The sequence below is a fragment of the Pseudomonas sp. G5001 genome, from assembly GCF_013385475.1.
In the GTDB taxonomy this organism is placed as follows: Bacteria; Pseudomonadota; Gammaproteobacteria; order Pseudomonadales; family Pseudomonadaceae; genus Aquipseudomonas.
Map to the genome: position 1 here is coordinate 1 of NZ_JACAPZ010000030.1, position 18,509 is coordinate 18,509.

The following is an 18,509-nucleotide window of genomic DNA, read 5'->3' on the forward strand; positions in this document are numbered from 1 at the left end:
AACCATAAGCCGCCGTTACCTAAATAACGGATAAACACCCCGCCCTCCCTCACCCCCCCTTCAACTCTTCAATCATAATTTCCCGCATCCGAAACTTCTGGATCTTCCCCGTCACCGTCATCGGAAACTCATCCACAAATTTGAAATGCTTGGGCATCTTGAAGTGCGCAATCCGCCCCTTGCACCACGTCTGCAGCTCAAGCTCATTAGCCACATGCCCCGGATGAAACTTGATCCACGCCACAATCGCCTCACCGTAACGCTCATCCGGAATCCCGATCACCTGCACATCCGCCACCGCCGGATGAGTAAAGAAAAACTCCTCCAACTCCCGCGGGTACACGTTCTCACCTCCGCGAATGATCATGTCCTTGTTACGCCCGGCGATGCACACATACCCATGTTCATCCATGGTCGCCAGGTCGCCGGTGTGCATCCAGCCCGCCTCGTCGATAGCCTCACGAGTGCTGTCAGGATTATTCCAGTAACCGAGCATCACGCTGTAGCCCCGGGTACACAGCTCCCCTACCTGGCCCCGAGCAACCGTGTTACCGGCGTCATCGATAATCTTGCTTTCCAGCTGTGGCTGGGTCCGGCCAACCGTCGTAACACGCCGCTCAAGGTCATCATCCGGCCCGGTCTGCAACGACACCGGGCTGGTTTCCGTCATGCCATAGGCAATCTGCACCTCACTCATGTGCATCTCGCTGATAACCCGGCGCATCACCTCGATCGGACAAGTGGCGCCCGCCATGATCCCGGTGCGCAGGCGCGACAGGTCGAACTCGGCGCGGCGCGGGTGATCAAGCATGGCGATAAACATGGTAGGCACCCCGTATAGCCCGGTGGCCTGTTCTTCGGCGACGGCAGCCAGGGTCAGCAATGGGTCGAAACCGTCACTCGGGTAGATCATCGTGGTGCCATGGGTGATGCAGCCCAGGTTACCCATCACCATGCCAAAGCAGTGATACAGCGGCACCGGGATCACCAGGCGATCTTGCGCCGTCAGGCCCAGGCTTTCGCCAACCATGTAGCCGTTATTGAGGATGTTGTGGTGACTGAGGGTGGCGCCCTTGGGGAAGCCGGTGGTGCCGGAGGTGTACTGGATATTGACGGGTTGATCGAAGTGCAGGCCGGCCTGGCGGATCTGCAATTGCTCGGGCGGGACGCCTGCCCCGAGGGCCGCCAATTGCGACCAGGGCGTAAACCCCGGGGGCGGGCTGGGATCAAGGCTGATGATGCCGCGCAGGTCAGGTTGAAGCTCCTGCAACATGCCGTGGTAATCGGAGGTCTTGAACGACCCGGCGCACACCAACCACTGGCAACCGGATTGCTTGAGTACGTACTCCAATTCACTGCTGCGATACGCCGGGTTGATATTGACCAGAATCACGCCAATTTTGGCGCTGGCGACCTGGCTGATGCACCACTCGGCGCAGTTGGGGGCCCAGATGCCCAAGCGGTCGCCGGCCTGCATCCCCAAAGCCAGGAACGCACGTGCATGCAAATCAACCGTCTCTGCCAGTTGCCGCCAGGTGTAGCGACGCTGTTGATGGCCCACGACCAAGGCTTCGCCGTCGGAGTAGCGCGAAACCGTTTGATCAAAGGCCTGGCCGATAGTCATGGCCAGCAAGGCCTTATCCTGACAGCCGCGGCTGTAGCTCTGATTCGATTGATCCATAACGACCCCTGTTGTCTTTTTTGTAGGTTGACGTAAACGTAAACTACGATTGACAGGCCCGCAACGCAAGTTTACGTTAACGTAAAGGTGATCGCCCTCCCCGGCGTATTGACCATACAAAAACAACGCTAGAAGGTGCCCGTCCATGAGTTACCCCTCCCTGAACTTCGCCCTCGGTGAAACCATCGACATGCTGCGCGACCAGGTGCAGTCCTTCGTGGCCAAGGAACTGGCGCCGCGCGCTGCGCAGATCGATATCGACAACCTGTTCCCCGCCGATATGTGGCGCAAGTTCGGCGATATGGGCCTGCTGGGCATCACCGTGCCGGAAGAATACGGCGGCGCCGGCCTGGGCTACCTGGCCCACGTGGTGGCCATGGAAGAAATCAGCCGGGGCTCGGCTTCGGTGGCGTTGTCCTACGGCGCGCACTCCAACCTCTGCGTCAACCAGATCAACCGCAACGGCACCCATGAGCAAAAACTCAAATACCTGCCCAAGCTGATCAGTGGCGAACACATCGGCGCACTCGCCATGAGCGAGCCGAACGCCGGCTCCGACGTGGTCTCCATGAAGCTGCGCGCCGATAAACGCGGCAGTGTGTATGTGCTCAACGGCAGCAAGACCTGGATCACCAACGGCCCTGATGCCAATACCTACGTGATCTACGCCAAGACCGACCTGGAAAAGGGTGCCCACGGCATCACCGCGTTTATCGTCGAGCGCGACTCGAAGGGCTTCAGCCGCAGCAACAAGTTCGACAAGCTCGGCATGCGCGGCTCCAACACCTGCGAGTTGTTTTTCGATGACGTCGAAGTGCCGGAAGAAAACATCCTCGGCGCACTCAATGGCGGCGTGAAAGTGCTGATGAGCGGCCTCGATTACGAACGCGTTGTGCTGTCCGGCGGCCCGACCGGGATCATGCAGGCCTGCATGGACCTGATCGTGCCCTACATCCATGACCGCAAGCAGTTCGGCCAGAGCATCGGCGAGTTCCAGCTGATCCAGGGCAAGGTCGCCGACATGTACACCCAGCTCAACGCCAGCCGCGCCTACCTGTACGCCGTGGCCCAGGCCTGCGAGCGCGGCGAAACCACGCGCAAGGATGCCGCCGGCGTGATCCTCTACAGCGCCGAACGCGCTACCCAGATGGCCCTCGACGCGATCCAGATTCTCGGCGGCAATGGCTATATCAATGAATTCCCGGCTGGTCGTCTATTGCGTGACGCCAAGCTGTATGAAATCGGTGCCGGCACCAGTGAGATCCGGCGCATGTTGATCGGTCGCGAACTGTTTAACGAAACCCGCTGAACGGAGCGCGCACCATGGCTACCCTGCACACCCAGCTCAACCCGCGCTCGGCGGAATTCGCCGCCAACAGCGCGGCGATGCTCCAACAGGTCGACGCCCTGCATACCCTGCTCGCCCAGGTGCAGCAAGGCGGCGGCGCCAAGGCCCAGGAGCGGCATACGTCGCGGGGCAAGCTGTTGCCCCGCGAGCGGATCAATCGCTTGCTCGACCCTGGCTCGCCGTTCCTTGAACTCAGCCAGCTGGCGGCTTATCAGGTGTACGGCGAAGACGTGCCCGCTGCCGGGGTGATTGCCGGGATTGGCCGGGTGGAAGGCGTCGAGTGCATGATCGTCGCCAACGACGCCACGGTGAAAGGCGGCTCGTACTACCCGCTGACCGTCAAGAAACACCTGCGCGCCCAGACCATCGCCGAGCAGAACCGCCTGCCGTGCATCTACCTGGTGGACTCCGGCGGCGCCAACCTGCCGCGTCAGGATGAAGTGTTCCCGGACCGCGAGCACTTCGGACGAATCTTCTTCAACCAGGCGAACATGAGCGCCCAGGGCATCCCGCAGATCGCGGTGGTGATGGGCTCCTGCACTGCCGGTGGTGCCTATGTGCCGGCGATGGCGGACGAAGCAATCATGGTCCGCCAGCAAGCCACCATCTTCCTCGCCGGACCGCCGCTGGTGAAGGCGGCGACCGGAGAAGTGGTCAGCGCCGAAGACCTGGGCGGTGCCGATGTGCACTGCAAGATTTCCGGGGTGGCCGACCACTATGCCGACAGCGACGAACATGCGCTGGCCCTGGCTCGGCGCAGTGTGGCCAACCTCAACTGGCGCAAGCTGGGGCAATTGCAACAACGCACACCGCTGGCGCCGCTTTATAGCAGCGAAGAGCTGTACGGCGTGATTCCGGCCGACGCCAAGCAACCGTTCGATGTACGCGAGGTGATCGCGCGATTGGTGGACGGCTCGGTGTTCGATGAATTCAAGGCGTTGTTTGGCACCACACTGGTGTGCGGCTTTGCGCACCTGCACGGCTATCCGATTGCGATCCTGGCCAACAACGGCATCCTCTTCGCCGAGGCCGCGCAAAAAGGCGCGCACTTTATCGAACTGGCCTGCCAGCGCGGGATTCCGCTGTTGTTCCTGCAAAACATCACCGGCTTCATGGTCGGCCAGAAATACGAAGCCGGCGGCATCGCCAAGCACGGCGCCAAACTGGTGACAGCGGTAGCCTGTGCCAAGGTGCCGAAGTTCACCGTGATCATCGGCGGCAGCTTCGGCGCCGGTAACTACGGCATGTGTGGACGCGCCTACGACCCGCGCTTCTTGTGGATGTGGCCCAACGCACGCATCGGCGTGATGGGCGCCGAACAGGCCGCCGGCGTGCTGGTGCAGGTCAAGCGTGAGCAGGCCGAGCGCGCCGGCCAGGGTTTCAGCAGCGATGAGGAAGCGGCGATCAAGCAGCCGATCCTCGACCAGTACGAAACCCAGGGCCACCCCTACTACTCCAGCGCACGGCTGTGGGATGACGGCGTCATCGACCCGCTGCAGACCCGCGACGTGCTCGCCCTGGCCCTGTCCGCCGCGCTGAACGCCCCCATCGAGCCAAGCCGCTTCGGCGTGTTCCGCATGTAAATGGAGCTGCACCCCATGAGCGATTTCAACACCCTCGAACTGATCACCGACCCCCGTGGCTTTGCCACGCTGTGGCTCAGTCGTGAAGCCAAGAACAACGCGTTCAATGCCGAAATGATCCGCGAACTGATCATTGCCCTGGACCGGGTGCAAGGCGATCCGGCCCTGCGCTTTCTGGTACTGCGCGGGCGCGGCAAACACTTCAGCGCCGGCGCCGACCTGGCCTGGATGCAGCAGTCGGCCGAACTGGATTACCACACCAACCTGGACGATGCCCGAGAACTGGCGGAGCTGATGTACAACCTCGCCAAGCTGAAGATCCCGACGCTGGCGGTAGTCCAGGGTGCGGCCTACGGTGGTGCCCTGGGATTGATCAGTTGCTGCGACATGGCGATTGGCGCCGACGATGCGCAGTTCTGCCTGTCGGAAGTGCGCATTGGCCTGGCGCCGGCGGTGATCAGCCCGTTCGTGGTGCAGGCGATCGGCGAACGGGCAGCCCGTCGCTATGCCCTCACAGCGGATCGCTTTGGCGGTCAGCGGGCACGGGAAATCGGCTTGCTGGCGGAAAGTTATCCTGCCGATGATTTGGACATACATGTCGAATTGTGGATTACCAATCTGCTGCTCAACAGCCCCGCGGCCATGCGCGCCAGCAAGGACCTGCTACGGGAAGTCGGCCACGGTGCCCTGACGCCAGCGTTGCGTCGCTACTGCGAGAACTCCATCGCCCGGATCCGCGTCAGCGCCGAAGGCCAGGAAGGCCTGCGTGCCTTTCTGCAAAAACGCGCGCCCAACTGGCAGCCTCAGGAGCCGCGTTCATGAAGACGCTTACTACCGTATTGGTAGCCAACCGTGGCGAAATCGCCTGCCGGGTGATGCGTACCGCCAAGGCCATGGGCCTGACCACCGTGGCCGTGCACAGCGCCACCGACCGTGACGCGCGGCACGCCCGCGAGGCTGATATTCGTGTGGACCTGGGCGGCAGCAAGGCCGCCGACAGTTACCTGCAAATCGACAAACTGATCGCCGCGGCCCAGGCCAGCGGCGCCCAGGCGATTCACCCGGGTTATGGGTTTCTTTCGGAGAACGCAGGGTTTGCCCGCGCCATTGAAGCCGCCGGGTTGATCTTCCTCGGCCCGCCCGCCTCGGCCATTGATGCCATGGGCAGCAAATCGGCCGCCAAGGCGTTGATGGAAACCGCCGGCGTGCCGCTGGTGCCGGGTTACCACGGCGACGCCCAGGATCTGGAGACCTTCCGCCAGGCAGCCGAGCGTATCGGTTACCCGGTGCTGCTCAAGGCAACTGCAGGCGGTGGCGGCAAGGGCATGAAGGTGGTCGAGGACGTCAGCCAACTGGCCGAAGCGTTGGCCTCGGCACAGCGTGAAGCACTGTCCTCGTTTGGCAATGCGCAGATGCTGGTGGAAAAGTATTTGCTCAAGCCGCGTCACGTGGAGATCCAGGTGTTCGCCGACCAGCACGGTCACTGCCTGTACCTCAATGAGCGCGATTGCTCGATCCAGCGCCGCCATCAAAAAGTCGTCGAAGAAGCCCCGGCGCCGGGCCTGAGTGCCGAGCAGCGCAAGGCCATGGGCGAAGCGGCCGTGCGTGCGGCCCAGGCCATCGGCTACGTGGGCGCGGGCACCGTGGAGTTTCTGCTGGGCGCCCGGGGCGAGTTTTTCTTCATGGAGATGAACACCCGGCTGCAGGTGGAACACCCGGTGACCGAGGCCATCACCGGCCTGGACCTGGTGGCCTGGCAGATTCGCGTGGCCCAGGGCGAGCCGCTGCCGATGACTCAGGAGCAAGTGCCACTGCTGGGGCATGCGATTGAAGTGCGCCTGTACGCCGAGGACCCGGCCAACGATTTTCTGCCGGCCACCGGGCACCTGGCGCTGTACCGCGAATCCACGCCAGGGCCCGGGCGCCGGGTAGACAGCGGCGTCGAACAAGGCGACAACGTGTCACCGTTCTACGACCCGATGCTGGGCAAGTTGATTGCCTGGGGCGAGGACCGCGAACAGGCGCGCCTGCGGCTGCTGGGCATGCTCGATGAATTTGCCGTGGGTGGACTGAAGACCAACCTGGGCTTCTTGCGGCGCATTATCGGCCATCCGGCGTTTGCCGCTGCCGAGCTCGATACCGGGTTTATCCCGCGTTATCAGGATGAGCTGCTGCCGGCGCCTGGCGAATTGAGTGAGGCATTCTGGCAGGCCGCCGGCCAGGCGTTCATGCAGACCCAACCGAGCACTGACACCCGTTCGCCCTGGGCCGACACCCGAGGTTTTCGCGCAGGCTTGCCGGGCGAGGTTTCCCTGCACCTGAGCTGCAACGGCCAGGATCGCCTGGTAATGCTGCAAGCCGGCGTCAACCCGCCCCAGTTGCACGGCGAACAATTGCTGATCGACCAGCACGGCGTGCGCCGCTCCCATCTGGCGGTACGCGAGGGCGGCAGTGTGTTTTTGCGCTGGGACGGCGAGGTGCACAGTGTCAGCCTGTTCGACCCGATTGCCGCCGTCGATGCCAGCCAGTCCCATCAGGGCGGCCTGGCCGCACCGATGAACGGCAGCATCGTGCGAGTGCTGGTGGAAGTCGGGCAAACGGTTGAAGCCGGTACGCAGTTGGTGGTGCTGGAGGCCATGAAGATGGAACACAGCATTCGCGCGCCCCATGCCGGCGTGGTCAAGGCGCTGTACTGCCAGGAAGGCGAAATGGTCGGTGAAGGCAGCGCACTGGTGGAGCTGGAAGCCGCGAGTTAAAACCTCGTGACCGCCTGCGCCACCACGCCGATGATCCGGCACTCTTCACTGAACAGCATCTTCGGGTACGTAGGGTTGAGCGGCACCAGGTAAAGCTGGCCGCTCTGCCTGACCCATTTGCGCAAGATCGCCTGGGAATCAAATGCCCATTGGGCCACCACCAGTTTGCCGGGCTCGGGCTGGATGGCCGGGTCCACCAGAATCATCGTGCCTTCATTGATACTCAAGCCGCTGGGGGCGGTCATGGCGTCGCCAGTCACGCGCATCCAGAACGCCTTGCCACGGGCCTGATAGTCGCTCATCTGAAAACGAGTAACGCCGTACGGCCGAGGTTCTTCCTGCAATGGGTAGCCTCCCTTCCCTTCGCTCACCGGGTAACGGTAATTCGGGTTGTAGTGCGGCGCCGGCTGCAGTTCCTCGGCAACCGCCGCGAGCGCTTTTTCGCGAACCACCAGCGCGACCTCGAGCCCATCCAGGCCCAGCTCCTGCATCACCCGGTTCATATCGGCAAGGCTCGGCACCCGACGCTTGTTCAGCCAGTGGCCGACCCCGCCCTGAGACATGCCCAGGCGCGACGCCAGTTGGTCCTGCGTGACCTTGCGGTCTTTCATGTTGGCCTTGACCAACGCTATCCATTTATCCATGGGCCCTGACAATACGTTGTGTACTCACCACGACAATAAACAGTTTGTAGTAATCAATAAAACGCCATAAATACGATTAGTACTAATATCGATTGCAGGCTTTCGACACCCACACAGAGCACTGCCCTTATGACGACCACCTCGTATACCCTGCCCGACACCTGCGATGAAGACGAGCGGCTGTTCCTGCGCAGCAGTGGCGCCGCCCAACGCGCGCTGGACTATTACCTGAAAGAGGATGCCGCACCGCCCTCCGTTGACGATACGTTGTTCGAGGTCAAGCCCGGCATCAGCGACGAGGAGGCCCTGGTCCACGCCTCCGACCTGCTGCGCAGCGCCGCGGCCACTGCGTACGAATCGGCAAACAGCGCCCACGGCAATAGCCGGGACCTGGCGTTTTCAGTGGTCTATTTGATCGATATGGCGAAGGTGATGGTGGAGCGGTCACTGCGGCTTTCGGCGAGGGGCGCCGAACAGCCGGCCAGCCTGTAACAGGCACGCGGGAAAAATATTTCTATCCGAGGGATAAAAACATTTGACTTGCAAATGATAATGATTATTATTGGACCTAGCTGATCGCGAGATCAGTCGATAGCCCAAGAGACCTTAGGTCGGACTCTTGGAATATCTCCTCATCAGGCTAATCACGGTTTTTGACCCGGCTCTTTGGCCGGGTCTTTTTTTTGCCAGTTTTTCCCTGGCGTGACTTCAGGCTAATGAAGACTGTGTGTTGCTTGATGGCGCGCATGGTAGCAAAAGACCATCGCCAAAAGAAAGTCGATCGAGCGCTCTAGGCCGGTTCTTTCAAAAATAGCACTTGAGAATCAATCTCATAGATTCTAAGCTGCGGCGGCGTCATGGACGACGCCCCCCTCTTCACCCGCAAAAATTGCATCCAGGCTTTGCCCCGCTCCGGTGTAAAATGCCGCCACAACACTCATATTCAGGCAACCAGACTATGACCGTGGCCTTGACCTCCATCAAGATCAGCACCGACTTCGACAGTGGCAATATCCAGGTGCTCGACGCCAGTGATGCTCACCAGTTGCTGCTGGCGATAAAGCCCGATACGCGCAGCCAGCACTACCAGTGGTTCCACTTCAAGGCCGAAGGCATGCATGTGGGCCACACCCACACCTTCCGCCTGAGCAATGCCGGCCACTCGTCCTACAAGCACGCCTGGAGCGGCTACAACGCCGTGGCGTCCTACGACCATATCAACTGGTTTCGGGTACCCACCCGCTTTGATGGCGAGACGCTGCACATCACCCTCGAAACCCGTGAAAAACAGGCCTGGTTCGCCTACTTCGAACCCTACAGCCGCGAACGCCACGACTGGCTGATCGACCAGGCGCTGAACCGCGCCGGCACGCAATTGCTGGCCACCGGCAAAAGTGTCGAAGGCCGTGATATCCAACTGCTGCGCCGTGGCAAGGGCGAGGCCAACAAGCGCAAGGTCTGGATCATCGCCCAGCAGCATCCCGGCGAGCACATGGCCGAATGGTTTATGGAAGGCATCATCGAGCGCCTGCAACAGGACGGTGACGCCGAGCTGAAAAAGCTCCTGGCCGCCGCCGACCTGTACCTGGTACCGAACATGAACCCCGATGGCGCGTTCCATGGGCATCTGCGCACCAACGCCATGGGCCAGGACCTCAACCGCGCCTGGCAGAGTGCGAGCCAGGAGATCAGCCCCGAAGTACTGTTCGTCCAGCAACAAATGGAAAAGTACGGCGTTGACCTGTTCCTGGATATCCACGGCGACGAGGAAATCCCCTATGTGTTCACCGCCGGTTGTGAAGGCAACCCGGGCTACACGCCACGTATCGAGCAGTTGGAAAAACACTTCCGCAGCCACCTGAGCAACCTCACCCGGGATTTTCAGACCGCGCATGGCTACACCCGCGACCTGCCGGGCGAAGCCAATATGACCCTGGCGTGCAACAGCGTCGGCGAGAAGTTCGATTGCCTGTCCCTGACCCTGGAAATGCCCTTCAAGGACAACGACGACGCGCCCAACCCGCACACTGGCTGGTCGGGCAAACGCTCGATGCAGTTGGGCAAGGACGTGTTGAGCAGCGTGGCGGATATCGTCGGCGTATTGCGCTAAACATCCACGATCCCGGCGACGGCTGCCTCACAGCAACCGTCGCCGGGGAAGGCTTCAGTCCTTGCTGCCGGTCATGCTTTGCAACACACCGTCACGCCGGATCAAACCGTGGAACAGCGCCGCCGCCAGGTGCAACAACACCGTTAGAAACAGCAAATACGCCAGGTAACCGTGAGCCTTGCGCAACACGGCAAACAACGGCGCATTCGCCCCCACCAGCGCCGGCAACTGCACCGAACTGCTGAGCATCACCGGGTCGCCGGCCGCTGAAATCATCGCCCAGCCCAGCAGCGGCAACACCAGCATCAACGCATACAGCACCACGTGGGAGGCCTTGGCCGCCAGCACTTGCCACAGCGGCAAGTCGACAGGCAGCGGCGGCTGGCGCGTGGAAAAACGCACCACCAGGCGCACGATCACCAGCGCCAGGATCGCAATGCCCAGCGGCTTGTGCAGGTGGATCAGCCACTCATGGCGTTCGGAAACCGAGGCCACCATGCCCGCGCCGATAAACAGCATGGCGATGATCATCAACGCCATCAGCCAATGCAGCAGCCGCGCCAGCGGGGCGAAAAACCGGGGTTGGGCATTCATGGCTTCGACTCCTGAGGGGCGCTGTGCAGCTGGCTGACTTCGCTGGTGCGACGCAGGTAGGAACTGGCGTACGCCGCCGAACGGGCGGCCAGCAATGGGTCATTCGAGGCTTCGATACCGCTCGGCAGCACCAGTGGATCAAAGTTGATGTCACGGCAATCACCGTCCATTTGCGGCTGGCTGCTTTCCAGCACCAGGGTCCCGGCATTCAGCACCTTGTGCTCACCGGTCCAGGTCTTGCTGGCGTCATCCACCGGGTCGCCCGGGTTGGCCAGGGTGAGGTTCAACTGCCAGCGCAACGGCCCGGCCACCAGGCGCTGGGCCAGGTCTTTTTCGAGGAAGTCGCTGCCGGCGGGCGCCGTGGCCCCCGCAGCATCCTGGCTTTGCGGTACGACGCCCCAGCGCACGGCCTGGCGTTGGCCGCTGGCGTTTACCAGGTAAAACGCGTTGATGCCGTTATAGGTTTCAGTGGCATAGCTGGCAGACGGCTTGGCGGTCTTGACCCAGGCCAGGAACGGCGCGGTCTCGGGGTGCGCCGCGAAGAACGCCGGCATGCCTGCCGGGTTCGGCTTGCCGGTGGCCGGGTCAGGTGCGCCGGCCTTGAGCATCTCGAAGAAGGCCTCGGGCGTGCCCACCGGGAACACCGGCATGCTGTTCATCCCGGTGCGCCATTGCTGGCCGTTGACCAAGTTGAACTGCAAGGCAAAACTGCGGATCGGCACGCTGCTGTCCGGCGCATACGGGTTGCCGCTGGGCAGCGCAAAACGCCCGATAACCGGGGTGCGCGCCTCGCTGAATACCTGGGCACTGGAGTACTGGCGCGCTTCGGGGCTGCTCTCGAAATAACCGGCCACGCACACGCCCTTGGCATGGTTACGCCGGTAGCCAGGGTGCAAGCCGTTGTTGGTTTCCAAGGCATTGACCAGGGTTTTGGGACGCAACCGCTGTGGGTCGAGGCTTCCGTTAACGTAGGCAAACGCCCCGGCCACGACGGCAACCACCACGCCGATGCTGGCCAACCGAATTATCAGGCTTGCGGTGCTCAACGGCGGACGGGGCGGTGATGAGTGATCTACCATGAAATAACTCCAGGGCCCAAGGCCTTGAGTGGGTGAAACATAAGGTCGGAACACTTGGGACGAACGCCAGCGCACTCTATTCCCTGGCCTGCTGTTTATTTTTATTGGCCTGGAATAACCTTCAACGTCGGACGTCTTCCTAGTCCCAGCGTAGTGACTAGCCAGAATCCCATGCACGAACTCGACGAACAGTTACGTGAACTCATCCCCAGGTTGCGGCGTTTTGCCGTGTCCCTGACGCGTAACACCAGCAGCGCCGACGACCTGGTGCAGGCGAGCCTTGAGCGCGCGATCATCAGTTGGGCCGACAAACGCCTCGAAGGCGACTTGCGCGCCTGGCTGTTCTCGATCCTCTACCGGCAGTTCCTCGACGCCCATCGGCGCTCCCGGCGGTACACACGCATGCTGGAATTTTTCACCGGCCGCGATGATTCGCAGCCGTCGGTCGAGCGCACCGTCATCGCGCAATCGACCCTGCAAGCCTTCGACAAATTGAACACCGAACAGCGCGCCCTGCTGCTGTGGGTCTCGGTGGAAGGCTTGAGCTACAAAGAAGTCGCCGACATCCTCGAGGTGCCCGTGGGCACCGTGATGTCTCGCCTGTCGCGCGCGCGCCAGGCCCTGCGCCAGCTCAGCGACGGCGAAATCACCAGCCCTGCCCTGCGGATACTCAAATGATCAGCCTGCCTCCCAGCGAACGCGATTTGCATGCCTACGTCGATCACCAGCTCCTGGACGCCGACCGCCGCCAGCTCGAAACCTGGCTGGCGGCCCACCCGGACGTCGCCGCCCAGGTGCACGCCTGGCAACAGGACGCGCAGCACCTGCGGGCATCGTTGAGCGGCGCACTGCAACAACCCGCCAACCCCGAGCTGGACCCGGCCCTGATTCGCCAGCGGGTCAAGCGCCAGTCACGCCGCCATCTCGCAACCGCCGCCATGCTGTTGATTGCCGTCAGTGTCGGCGGCCTCGGCGGCTGGCAGGCCCGCCAGGCTACGCTGCTCGAGAGCATGGCGCCCATGAGCGACGCGATGCAGGCCTACCGCCTGTTTGCCCAGGACGGCATCTTGCCCGCCGACTACCACGTGCAAAGCGGTGGCGACATGCAAGGCTGGCTCGACCGTTACTTCAACCAGGCCTACCGCCTGCCGGACCTGAGCCAGGCCGGGTTCAAGGCGGTCAGCGGGCGCCTGCTCAGTACCGAACAAGGCGCGGCGGCCATGGTGCTGTATGAAGACACCCAAGGGCGGCGCATCAGTTTCTATATCCGCCCGCCGGGCCCGGAAAACAAGTTCCTGCCCCGGGGCAGCCGCAGTGCCGACGGGCTGCAGGCCGAATACTGGTCGGGCGCGGGCTACAACTATGCGATGGTCAGCCCGCAAGACCCGTCGACCACGCAGATGCTCAAGCAGACGATGCGGTTCTAGAAGGCCACATCCAGCACCACGTTATCGACGTAGGTGCCGGCCGGCGGTGTTGTCTGGTTGGTATAGATCGCGGCGTTGTAGTTGAACACCTGGCTACCGGTACCCAAGCCATTCCCGGGATTCACCTCAGCCGTTGAGCTGGCGCGCCGGGCGGTGGTCACGCTGCCCCAGCGAGTGGTGGTGGCGCTTTTGAAGATGTCGTAATTGAGGAAATTGCTCCCCGAGATCATCCGCCGCTGCCCGCCCACACTCACCGGGTTCTGGCCATCGCTGATGCCCACGGTGTAGGCGCTGCCCTTGGTGCAGGCAATGGTGGCCTGCCCGTTCACGCTGGAAAAACCACTGACTACCGGCGCACTGCCGAAGGCGATGTTGGGTGCAGAGATTGTGCAGTCGTTAGCCACGGTCATGCTGACGGTCAGGGAAGCCGTGCCACTGCCGGTGTCCCGTATGACACAGAGAGAACCCACACCGAGGACCGAGCAATAATTCCAGGTCCAGGCAATGCTTAGTGTCTCAGTATAAAGGCCGGCCGCCACATTGCTGCCGATGATGGAACTCAGATAAAGCGGCACGGTTTTCGTGCCCGGCCCGGATACCAGCCCCAGGCTTTGGGCGATGCCGGTGGCACCGAAATCGAATTGGGTTCCACGGGTGATCGGATAACTGGTGCTGTTACTGCCGTAGATCGTATAGCTGATGATATCCCCAGTGGGGCCGACCATGCCGCTGGTGGCCGACGTGATGGTTGCATAGAAGTGATCATTGGCTGCCAGCAACGAGATCAGCGTGGCCCCACAATTCAAGCCGGCATTGGTGGTGGAACTGGTCTGGGGAGCGGTGCGCACCGTCATCGAACTGATCGAGCCAAAGCCGGCCGGCGAGGTGGTTCCCGGCACCGAGCACGCGGCCATCACCTGTGTCGAAAAGCCCAGCCCCGCCAGCACCAGCAGCCCCACTATGCATTCCTTGCCCCGCACACCCACACTCCTTATCTCATTGGCAAACCAGTGGCCCGATCAGCGGCACCTGTACTTCGTTGATATCCAGATCGAACGTTGCCTGGCAGGTACGGCCCTCACCCACAGTGATTTGCAAGGTGTTGTGGGCCGCCAGGTTCTCCAGGTACACCAGGCCGTCCCAACCCACCACCGCCCGCGCGCCGGTTTGCTCGTGACGCACCTGGCTGCCCAGGGGCAGTTCCTGATGCCGGGCATCCACCAGGGTGATACTGGCCGCGATCACCCGGCGCACCGGGAATTCCAGCAAATAGCCGCTGCCGCGACGCACCGCCACCCGCTGCTCGACATTCGGGGTCTGCACGTTGACCGGCAGGTTCAGCGGGTCGATTTCATACTTGCCGCGGTAGTACGCGCTGCTCCACGGCACCAGCAAGTGCCCGTTGCGGTCGGTTTCCCCCACCAACTGGTTTTCATAGAGCACCGGCACACCGGAATAGCCGTCGGTGCTCACCACCACAAACGCGTCATTGACCTGGTTGGCGGTGAACACCTGATTGTCCATCCACACCAGCGAGCCACTGGCATCCGCCCAACGGGTCTCGGCGTCACTGCTACCGTACACGCCCGCCTGCAATTGCACCGACTGCATGCGCCAGGTCAGGTCGGCCTGGCGATAGGCCGGGCCGTCGCCACTGGCATAACCCAGGTTGTAGCCCACGCCGCCCTCGGACGGCACCGCCCGGCTGTAGTTGACCCGCTGGCGACTTTCGCCGGCCTGGCTGCGCTCGTTGCTCAAGGCCAGGCTGCCGTAGACGTCGAACGGGATCACCAGTTGCGCCTGCATGGCCCAGTTGCTGTCACCGACCTCACGGTTGGCCGACAGATAGAAACTGGTGTTGCGCCACAACTGCTTGCTCCAGGTGAGGTTCATCAGCCGGGTGCGGGAGTCATCGGCTGCCTGCACATCGAAATAGCCGGCACCGATGCTGCCGAAATCGTTGAGGTTCAGGCTCAGGGTCACCTGCTCACTGCGCTTGCTGAGGCTCGCATAAGGCGTGTCGACCAGGGTCAGGTCGGCGTACTGGTCGCGGCGCTCTACTCGCTGGTATGACAGGCTGTAGCGCTGGTTGCTGTATTGATAACCGAAGCTCAGTTGCTGGCCGTTCTCGCCATCAAACTGGCTTTGGCTGAGGGCGGTATTGAGCACCCCGAAGTTGCCCAGCCGCACGTTGCCGCCGAGCCCGCCCAGGGTCAGGTCGCCTGAGGCTTCGGCATGGCTTTCCAGGGTGAAGTAGTCCGACACCCCGTAACGAAACGTGCCGCTGGCCACACCCGGCCCGTAGCCAAAATCCCGAATGGTGTAGTCGCGGCGCAAATTACCGGCCGCCACCGAAAAATCCGACAGCCCTTTTTGCAACAACGTACTGGTGACGTAGAACGGCACGGTGGTCGACACCTGCCGGCCCAGGGCATCGGTGGTGACCACCACCGCTTCGCCGGCGCCGTTGATAAACGGCACGTTGGTCAAGGTGTACGGGCCCGGCTGCAGATCTGCGCTGCTGGATTTGTAGCCATTGATGAACAGGTCCACCGACGACGGCACCGCCGCCTCCCCGGCAAATTGTGGCAAGGGGTAAGTCACCAGGTCCGGGCGTACGCCGAAATCCCGCGACACTTGCACCCCGCCCAGGCGTACCGAACTGCTCCACGGCAATGCGCTGCTGATCACGTCGCCCGCCTCGTAGGTCAGCAGGCGCTCATCGTCGGAAAAGCGCCAGGTGGTGTCATAGCGCCGGTAGCCATTGTTCAAAGTGCTGCCGCTGGCCTGGCCGCCAAAGGTGGTGCGGTATTGGCCGGTATTGGACAGCGTGCCCCACGTGTCGAACAGCCGCACTTCGTTGAAGATGCCCAGGTAAGTGCCCGCATCGTCGGTGTCATTCAAGTAGGCGTCGTAGTTGAGCAACGCACCAAAACTGGTGAGTGCCTGGGTGCGCGGGTAGTTATCGCGATTGCCGATGAACTGCGCCGGCAACCATGCCGGCGGTACCGTCAACATGAGGCGCTGGCCCTGGCTGTCGTAATCGGTGTGCAGGTCGGGCACGTGGTCCAGTGCGACCTCGGTGGTGATGCCGGCCGGCAGTTTCATGCCGATATCCCGCAATGTCGCGGCCGGCAAAAACAAGCCGCCGGCCCGTTGATCCACGGCGACCACCCGGCCGGTGTCCAATTGGTTGACCACCAGTTCGAGGAACAACTGTGCATCGGCAACAGCCTCCATGTTGCTGGGGGGGGGCGGCAGCGGCGCGGCCATGCAAAGCGGCGCAAGCGCCAGGCCAGACAGGCCTCCCATCACACACACCGTTCGCCATCGACTACGAGCCCGATCTTGGCTCACCAAGGCATTGTGTCCATCAATGGACATCTCCATCCGTTAAGACCCAGGGCGACTCCATGCCCTATTCCATTGCGTCAGCGTCCCGGTGCAAGGTTCTCCAGTTGCGTTGCGCCATTGACCCGTACCTGCAACGGCTGGTCGCCCGCGACACCTTCCGGCACCGGCCAGCGCATGGTTGCGCCCGGCAGTACATAGCCCAGCAAGCCGTCCACCAGCGGCCGGGTTTGCCCGCCCTGCTTGAACGCCACATCGGTGAGCCGCGCATGCACCGCGCCCTGGTTGCGCATCTCCACATAGTTGCGCCCGCCGACGGTGACTTTTTTCCAGCTCAGGTCAGGCTTGCCCGCGCCCTTGGGGTCGCGCTGGCGCGTCGCGTCTTCCTTGCTCCACAGGCCTGCGCCGTAGGCGAACAACGGCACCGAATAACGCATCTGAAAGCGGATGGCGGCGGCCGTCTTGCCATCGGCTGCGGGGGTTTCAGGGGTGGCGGCGGGGATTTCGTCGATGATGATCCGATAGGCCAACTCCTGGCCCGGCGGCACTTCCCGGGTCCGGGTCAGGCGCACCAATTGCTTCTGCCCCGGTTCGATCTTCGCCACCGGCGGGCTGCCGATCACGTCGCGCTGGTTCTGGTACTGCTCGTCAAACCCGCCCTGGCTCCAGGCAAATACCCGGATCTGCAGGTTGGCAGTCTCTGTACCGCGGTTCTCCAACCACAAGGCGCTGGCCTGTTGATCGGCCTCCAGCACCGGGTCAATGGGCCAGATCAGCACCGAACTGGCAGCCTGGACCTGCCCGGCGCCCAACGCCACCAGACCGATAAAACCCGCAACCCAATACCGCCGGGAAGCTGCAAACATAGATTCCACTCCTCATGCCAATCGCCTTACCAGGACAGCTGCACCTGCAGCACGTCGCTGTACGTCCCCCCAGGCTGATTACCCGGTAACACCACCCGGCCGTAAATCGGCAGGGTTATATTGTTCGCGTTGCTGTAGGCCACGCTGACGCTTTGACTGATCCCCAGGCTCTGGCTCAGGGCCGCGTCCTGAAACAGCTGGTACGCCACTTGGGCACTGCCGCTATTGAGTTGCATGTGCCGGCCACTGGCGTTGTACAAGCCGCCGTTGACGCTCATGCTCAAGGTGACTCCCGGGGTGCATTGCAGCGTTACCCCGCTGCTCAGCGCCACCGACACCGTGCTGGTGGACAACGACGAATAGCTGCCGAACGCCAGGCTGCCGTAGTTCGTGCCGCCGCCCACCACCAGGCAGCCTGCGGCAATCGTCGCGCTGACCTGGATCGTCTGGCTGGTCACCGCCAGCAACGACAACGGCATTCCCCAACCCGTGATGACCGCCAGCGTCGCCCAGCAGGCCCGCTTCATGGCACTAGAACGTCAATTGCACGGACACCGTGTCGGTGTAGGTACCCGCCGGCAGACCTGCCTTGCCCACGGCCTGGCCGTAGATGTTCACGGTTTGCGCAACGCCCGTGCTCGCGCCTACGTTGATGGTTCCGTTGATCGCCAGGAGCGTCGAATGCCCGGTGTCGGTGTAGAAGTCATACGGCACATAGTTGGCCACGCCGTCGTACAGCGCCCGGGTGCCGCCCGTGGACTGGCCGTCATGGGAGCCCGCGCCCACGGTGATCACCGGCGAGGTGCCCGAGGAACACTGGATCGACAACGCGCCTCCACCGCCACCCAGCACCTGGCCGGACTGCGTGGTGAACTGGCTGTTGGTGGTACCGAAATTGATCGTACCGAAGTTCAAACCGGTGGTGCCGCCCACGCCGTTGACCAGGCAACTGTTGGTCAGGATCAGCGTGGAGCTGATCTGCCCGGTGACCGTCGTGGCCGCCTGGGCACCCGATACCCAGGCCAGTGCGACCAATGGGAGAACTGCTTTAGATACAAGTGCATGCATGA

17 protein-coding genes are annotated in these 18,509 nt (G+C 62.4%); 8 read left to right on the top strand and 9 right to left on the bottom strand.

Translation table 11 applies throughout. The annotated features are described in order from the left end of the window. Positions 1-49: 49 nt before the first annotated feature. A complete protein-coding gene (locus HX805_RS23645) occupies positions 50-1,681 on the bottom strand; it encodes an AMP-binding protein (RefSeq protein WP_177041866.1) in 1,632 nt (543 codons plus the stop codon). A gap of 145 nt (positions 1,682-1,826) precedes the next feature. Between HX805_RS23645 and HX805_RS23650 the strand changes: the two genes are divergently transcribed. From HX805_RS23650 to HX805_RS23665, 4 genes are read left to right on the top strand one after another with little or no spacing between them, the layout of a single operon-like run. After that, positions 1,827-2,990, top strand: coding sequence for an isovaleryl-CoA dehydrogenase (locus HX805_RS23650; RefSeq protein ID WP_003212472.1), 1,164 nt, complete (start codon positions 1,827-1,829; stop codon positions 2,988-2,990). A gap of 14 nt (positions 2,991-3,004) precedes the next feature. Then, positions 3,005-4,612: a carboxyl transferase domain-containing protein gene (locus HX805_RS23655; protein WP_003212470.1), complete on the top strand. Its 1,608-nt coding sequence runs from the start codon at positions 3,005-3,007 to the stop codon at positions 4,610-4,612. 15 nt (positions 4,613-4,627) lie between these two features. Further along, on the top strand, positions 4,628-5,434 hold the full coding sequence (locus HX805_RS23660; RefSeq protein ID WP_003212468.1) for a gamma-carboxygeranoyl-CoA hydratase: 807 nt from the start codon (positions 4,628-4,630) through the stop codon (positions 5,432-5,434). Next, on the top strand, positions 5,431-7,368 hold the full coding sequence (locus HX805_RS23665; RefSeq protein WP_177117338.1) for an acetyl/propionyl/methylcrotonyl-CoA carboxylase subunit alpha: 1,938 nt from the start codon (positions 5,431-5,433) through the stop codon (positions 7,366-7,368). The genes HX805_RS23660 and HX805_RS23665 overlap by 4 nt, the downstream gene beginning before the upstream one ends. Here HX805_RS23665 and HX805_RS23670 read toward each other — a convergent pair. Next, entirely contained in the window at positions 7,365-8,012 is a 648-nt protein-coding gene (locus tag HX805_RS23670) for a LexA family transcriptional regulator (protein WP_177021354.1), read from the bottom strand. The genes HX805_RS23665 and HX805_RS23670 overlap by 4 nt on opposite strands. 129 nt (positions 8,013-8,141) lie before the next feature. Between HX805_RS23670 and HX805_RS23675 the strand changes: the two genes are divergently transcribed. Both HX805_RS23675 and HX805_RS23680 read left to right on the top strand, forming a co-directional pair. Next, positions 8,142-8,504: a DUF6124 family protein gene (locus HX805_RS23675; protein ID WP_003212463.1), complete on the top strand. Its 363-nt coding sequence runs from the start codon at positions 8,142-8,144 to the stop codon at positions 8,502-8,504. Between the two features lie 466 nt (positions 8,505-8,970). Then, positions 8,971-10,122, top strand: a complete 1,152-nt coding sequence (locus tag HX805_RS23680) for a M14-type cytosolic carboxypeptidase (RefSeq protein WP_003212460.1) — start codon at positions 8,971-8,973, stop codon at positions 10,120-10,122. 54 nt (positions 10,123-10,176) lie between these two features. Here the strand turns inward: HX805_RS23680 and HX805_RS23685 are convergent, their stop codons facing one another. Beyond that, positions 10,177-10,716, bottom strand: a complete 540-nt coding sequence (locus HX805_RS23685; protein ID WP_177082038.1) for a cytochrome b — start codon at positions 10,714-10,716, stop codon at positions 10,177-10,179. Continuing rightward, the gene (locus HX805_RS23690) at positions 10,713-11,795 is read right to left on the bottom strand and encodes a catalase family peroxidase (RefSeq protein WP_087694665.1); all 1,083 of its coding nucleotides are present in this window, start codon (positions 11,793-11,795) and stop codon (positions 10,713-10,715) included. The genes HX805_RS23685 and HX805_RS23690 overlap by 4 nt, the downstream gene beginning before the upstream one ends. A gap of 171 nt (positions 11,796-11,966) precedes the next feature. Here HX805_RS23690 and HX805_RS23695 point away from each other — a divergent pair, with 171 nt between their 5' ends. Then, positions 11,967-12,473: an RNA polymerase sigma factor gene (locus tag HX805_RS23695; protein ID WP_003212456.1), complete on the top strand. Its 507-nt coding sequence runs from the start codon at positions 11,967-11,969 to the stop codon at positions 12,471-12,473. Beyond that, complete coding sequence (locus tag HX805_RS23700; RefSeq protein WP_177082037.1) at positions 12,470-13,222, top strand: anti-sigma factor; 753 nt, start codon at positions 12,470-12,472, stop codon at positions 13,220-13,222. Before HX805_RS23695 ends, HX805_RS23700 begins: the two co-directional genes overlap by 4 nt. Here the strand turns inward: HX805_RS23700 and HX805_RS23705 are convergent. The 5 genes from HX805_RS23705 to HX805_RS23725 form a co-directional block, all read right to left on the bottom strand. Then, positions 13,219-14,202 carry a spore coat protein U domain-containing protein gene (locus HX805_RS23705; RefSeq protein ID WP_371133030.1) on the bottom strand — a complete coding sequence of 328 codons (984 nt, stop codon included), beginning with the start codon at positions 14,200-14,202 and terminating at the stop codon, positions 13,219-13,221. The genes HX805_RS23700 and HX805_RS23705 overlap by 4 nt on opposite strands. A 16-nt stretch (positions 14,203-14,218) precedes the next feature. Then, positions 14,219-16,534: a fimbria/pilus outer membrane usher protein gene (locus HX805_RS23710; RefSeq protein WP_371317085.1), complete on the bottom strand. Its 2,316-nt coding sequence runs from the start codon at positions 16,532-16,534 to the stop codon at positions 14,219-14,221. A gap of 119 nt (positions 16,535-16,653) precedes the next feature. Further along, complete coding sequence (locus HX805_RS23715; RefSeq protein ID WP_177082035.1) at positions 16,654-17,439, bottom strand: molecular chaperone; 786 nt, start codon at positions 17,437-17,439, stop codon at positions 16,654-16,656. A 26-nt stretch (positions 17,440-17,465) separates the two neighbouring features. After that, entirely contained in the window at positions 17,466-17,966 is a 501-nt protein-coding gene (locus tag HX805_RS23720) for a spore coat U domain-containing protein (protein WP_023658977.1), read from the bottom strand. 4 nt (positions 17,967-17,970) lie between these two features. Beyond that, a complete protein-coding gene (locus HX805_RS23725) occupies positions 17,971-18,507 on the bottom strand; it encodes a spore coat protein U domain-containing protein (RefSeq protein WP_032898768.1) in 537 nt (178 codons plus the stop codon). Between the last annotated feature and the right edge of the window lie 2 nt (positions 18,508-18,509).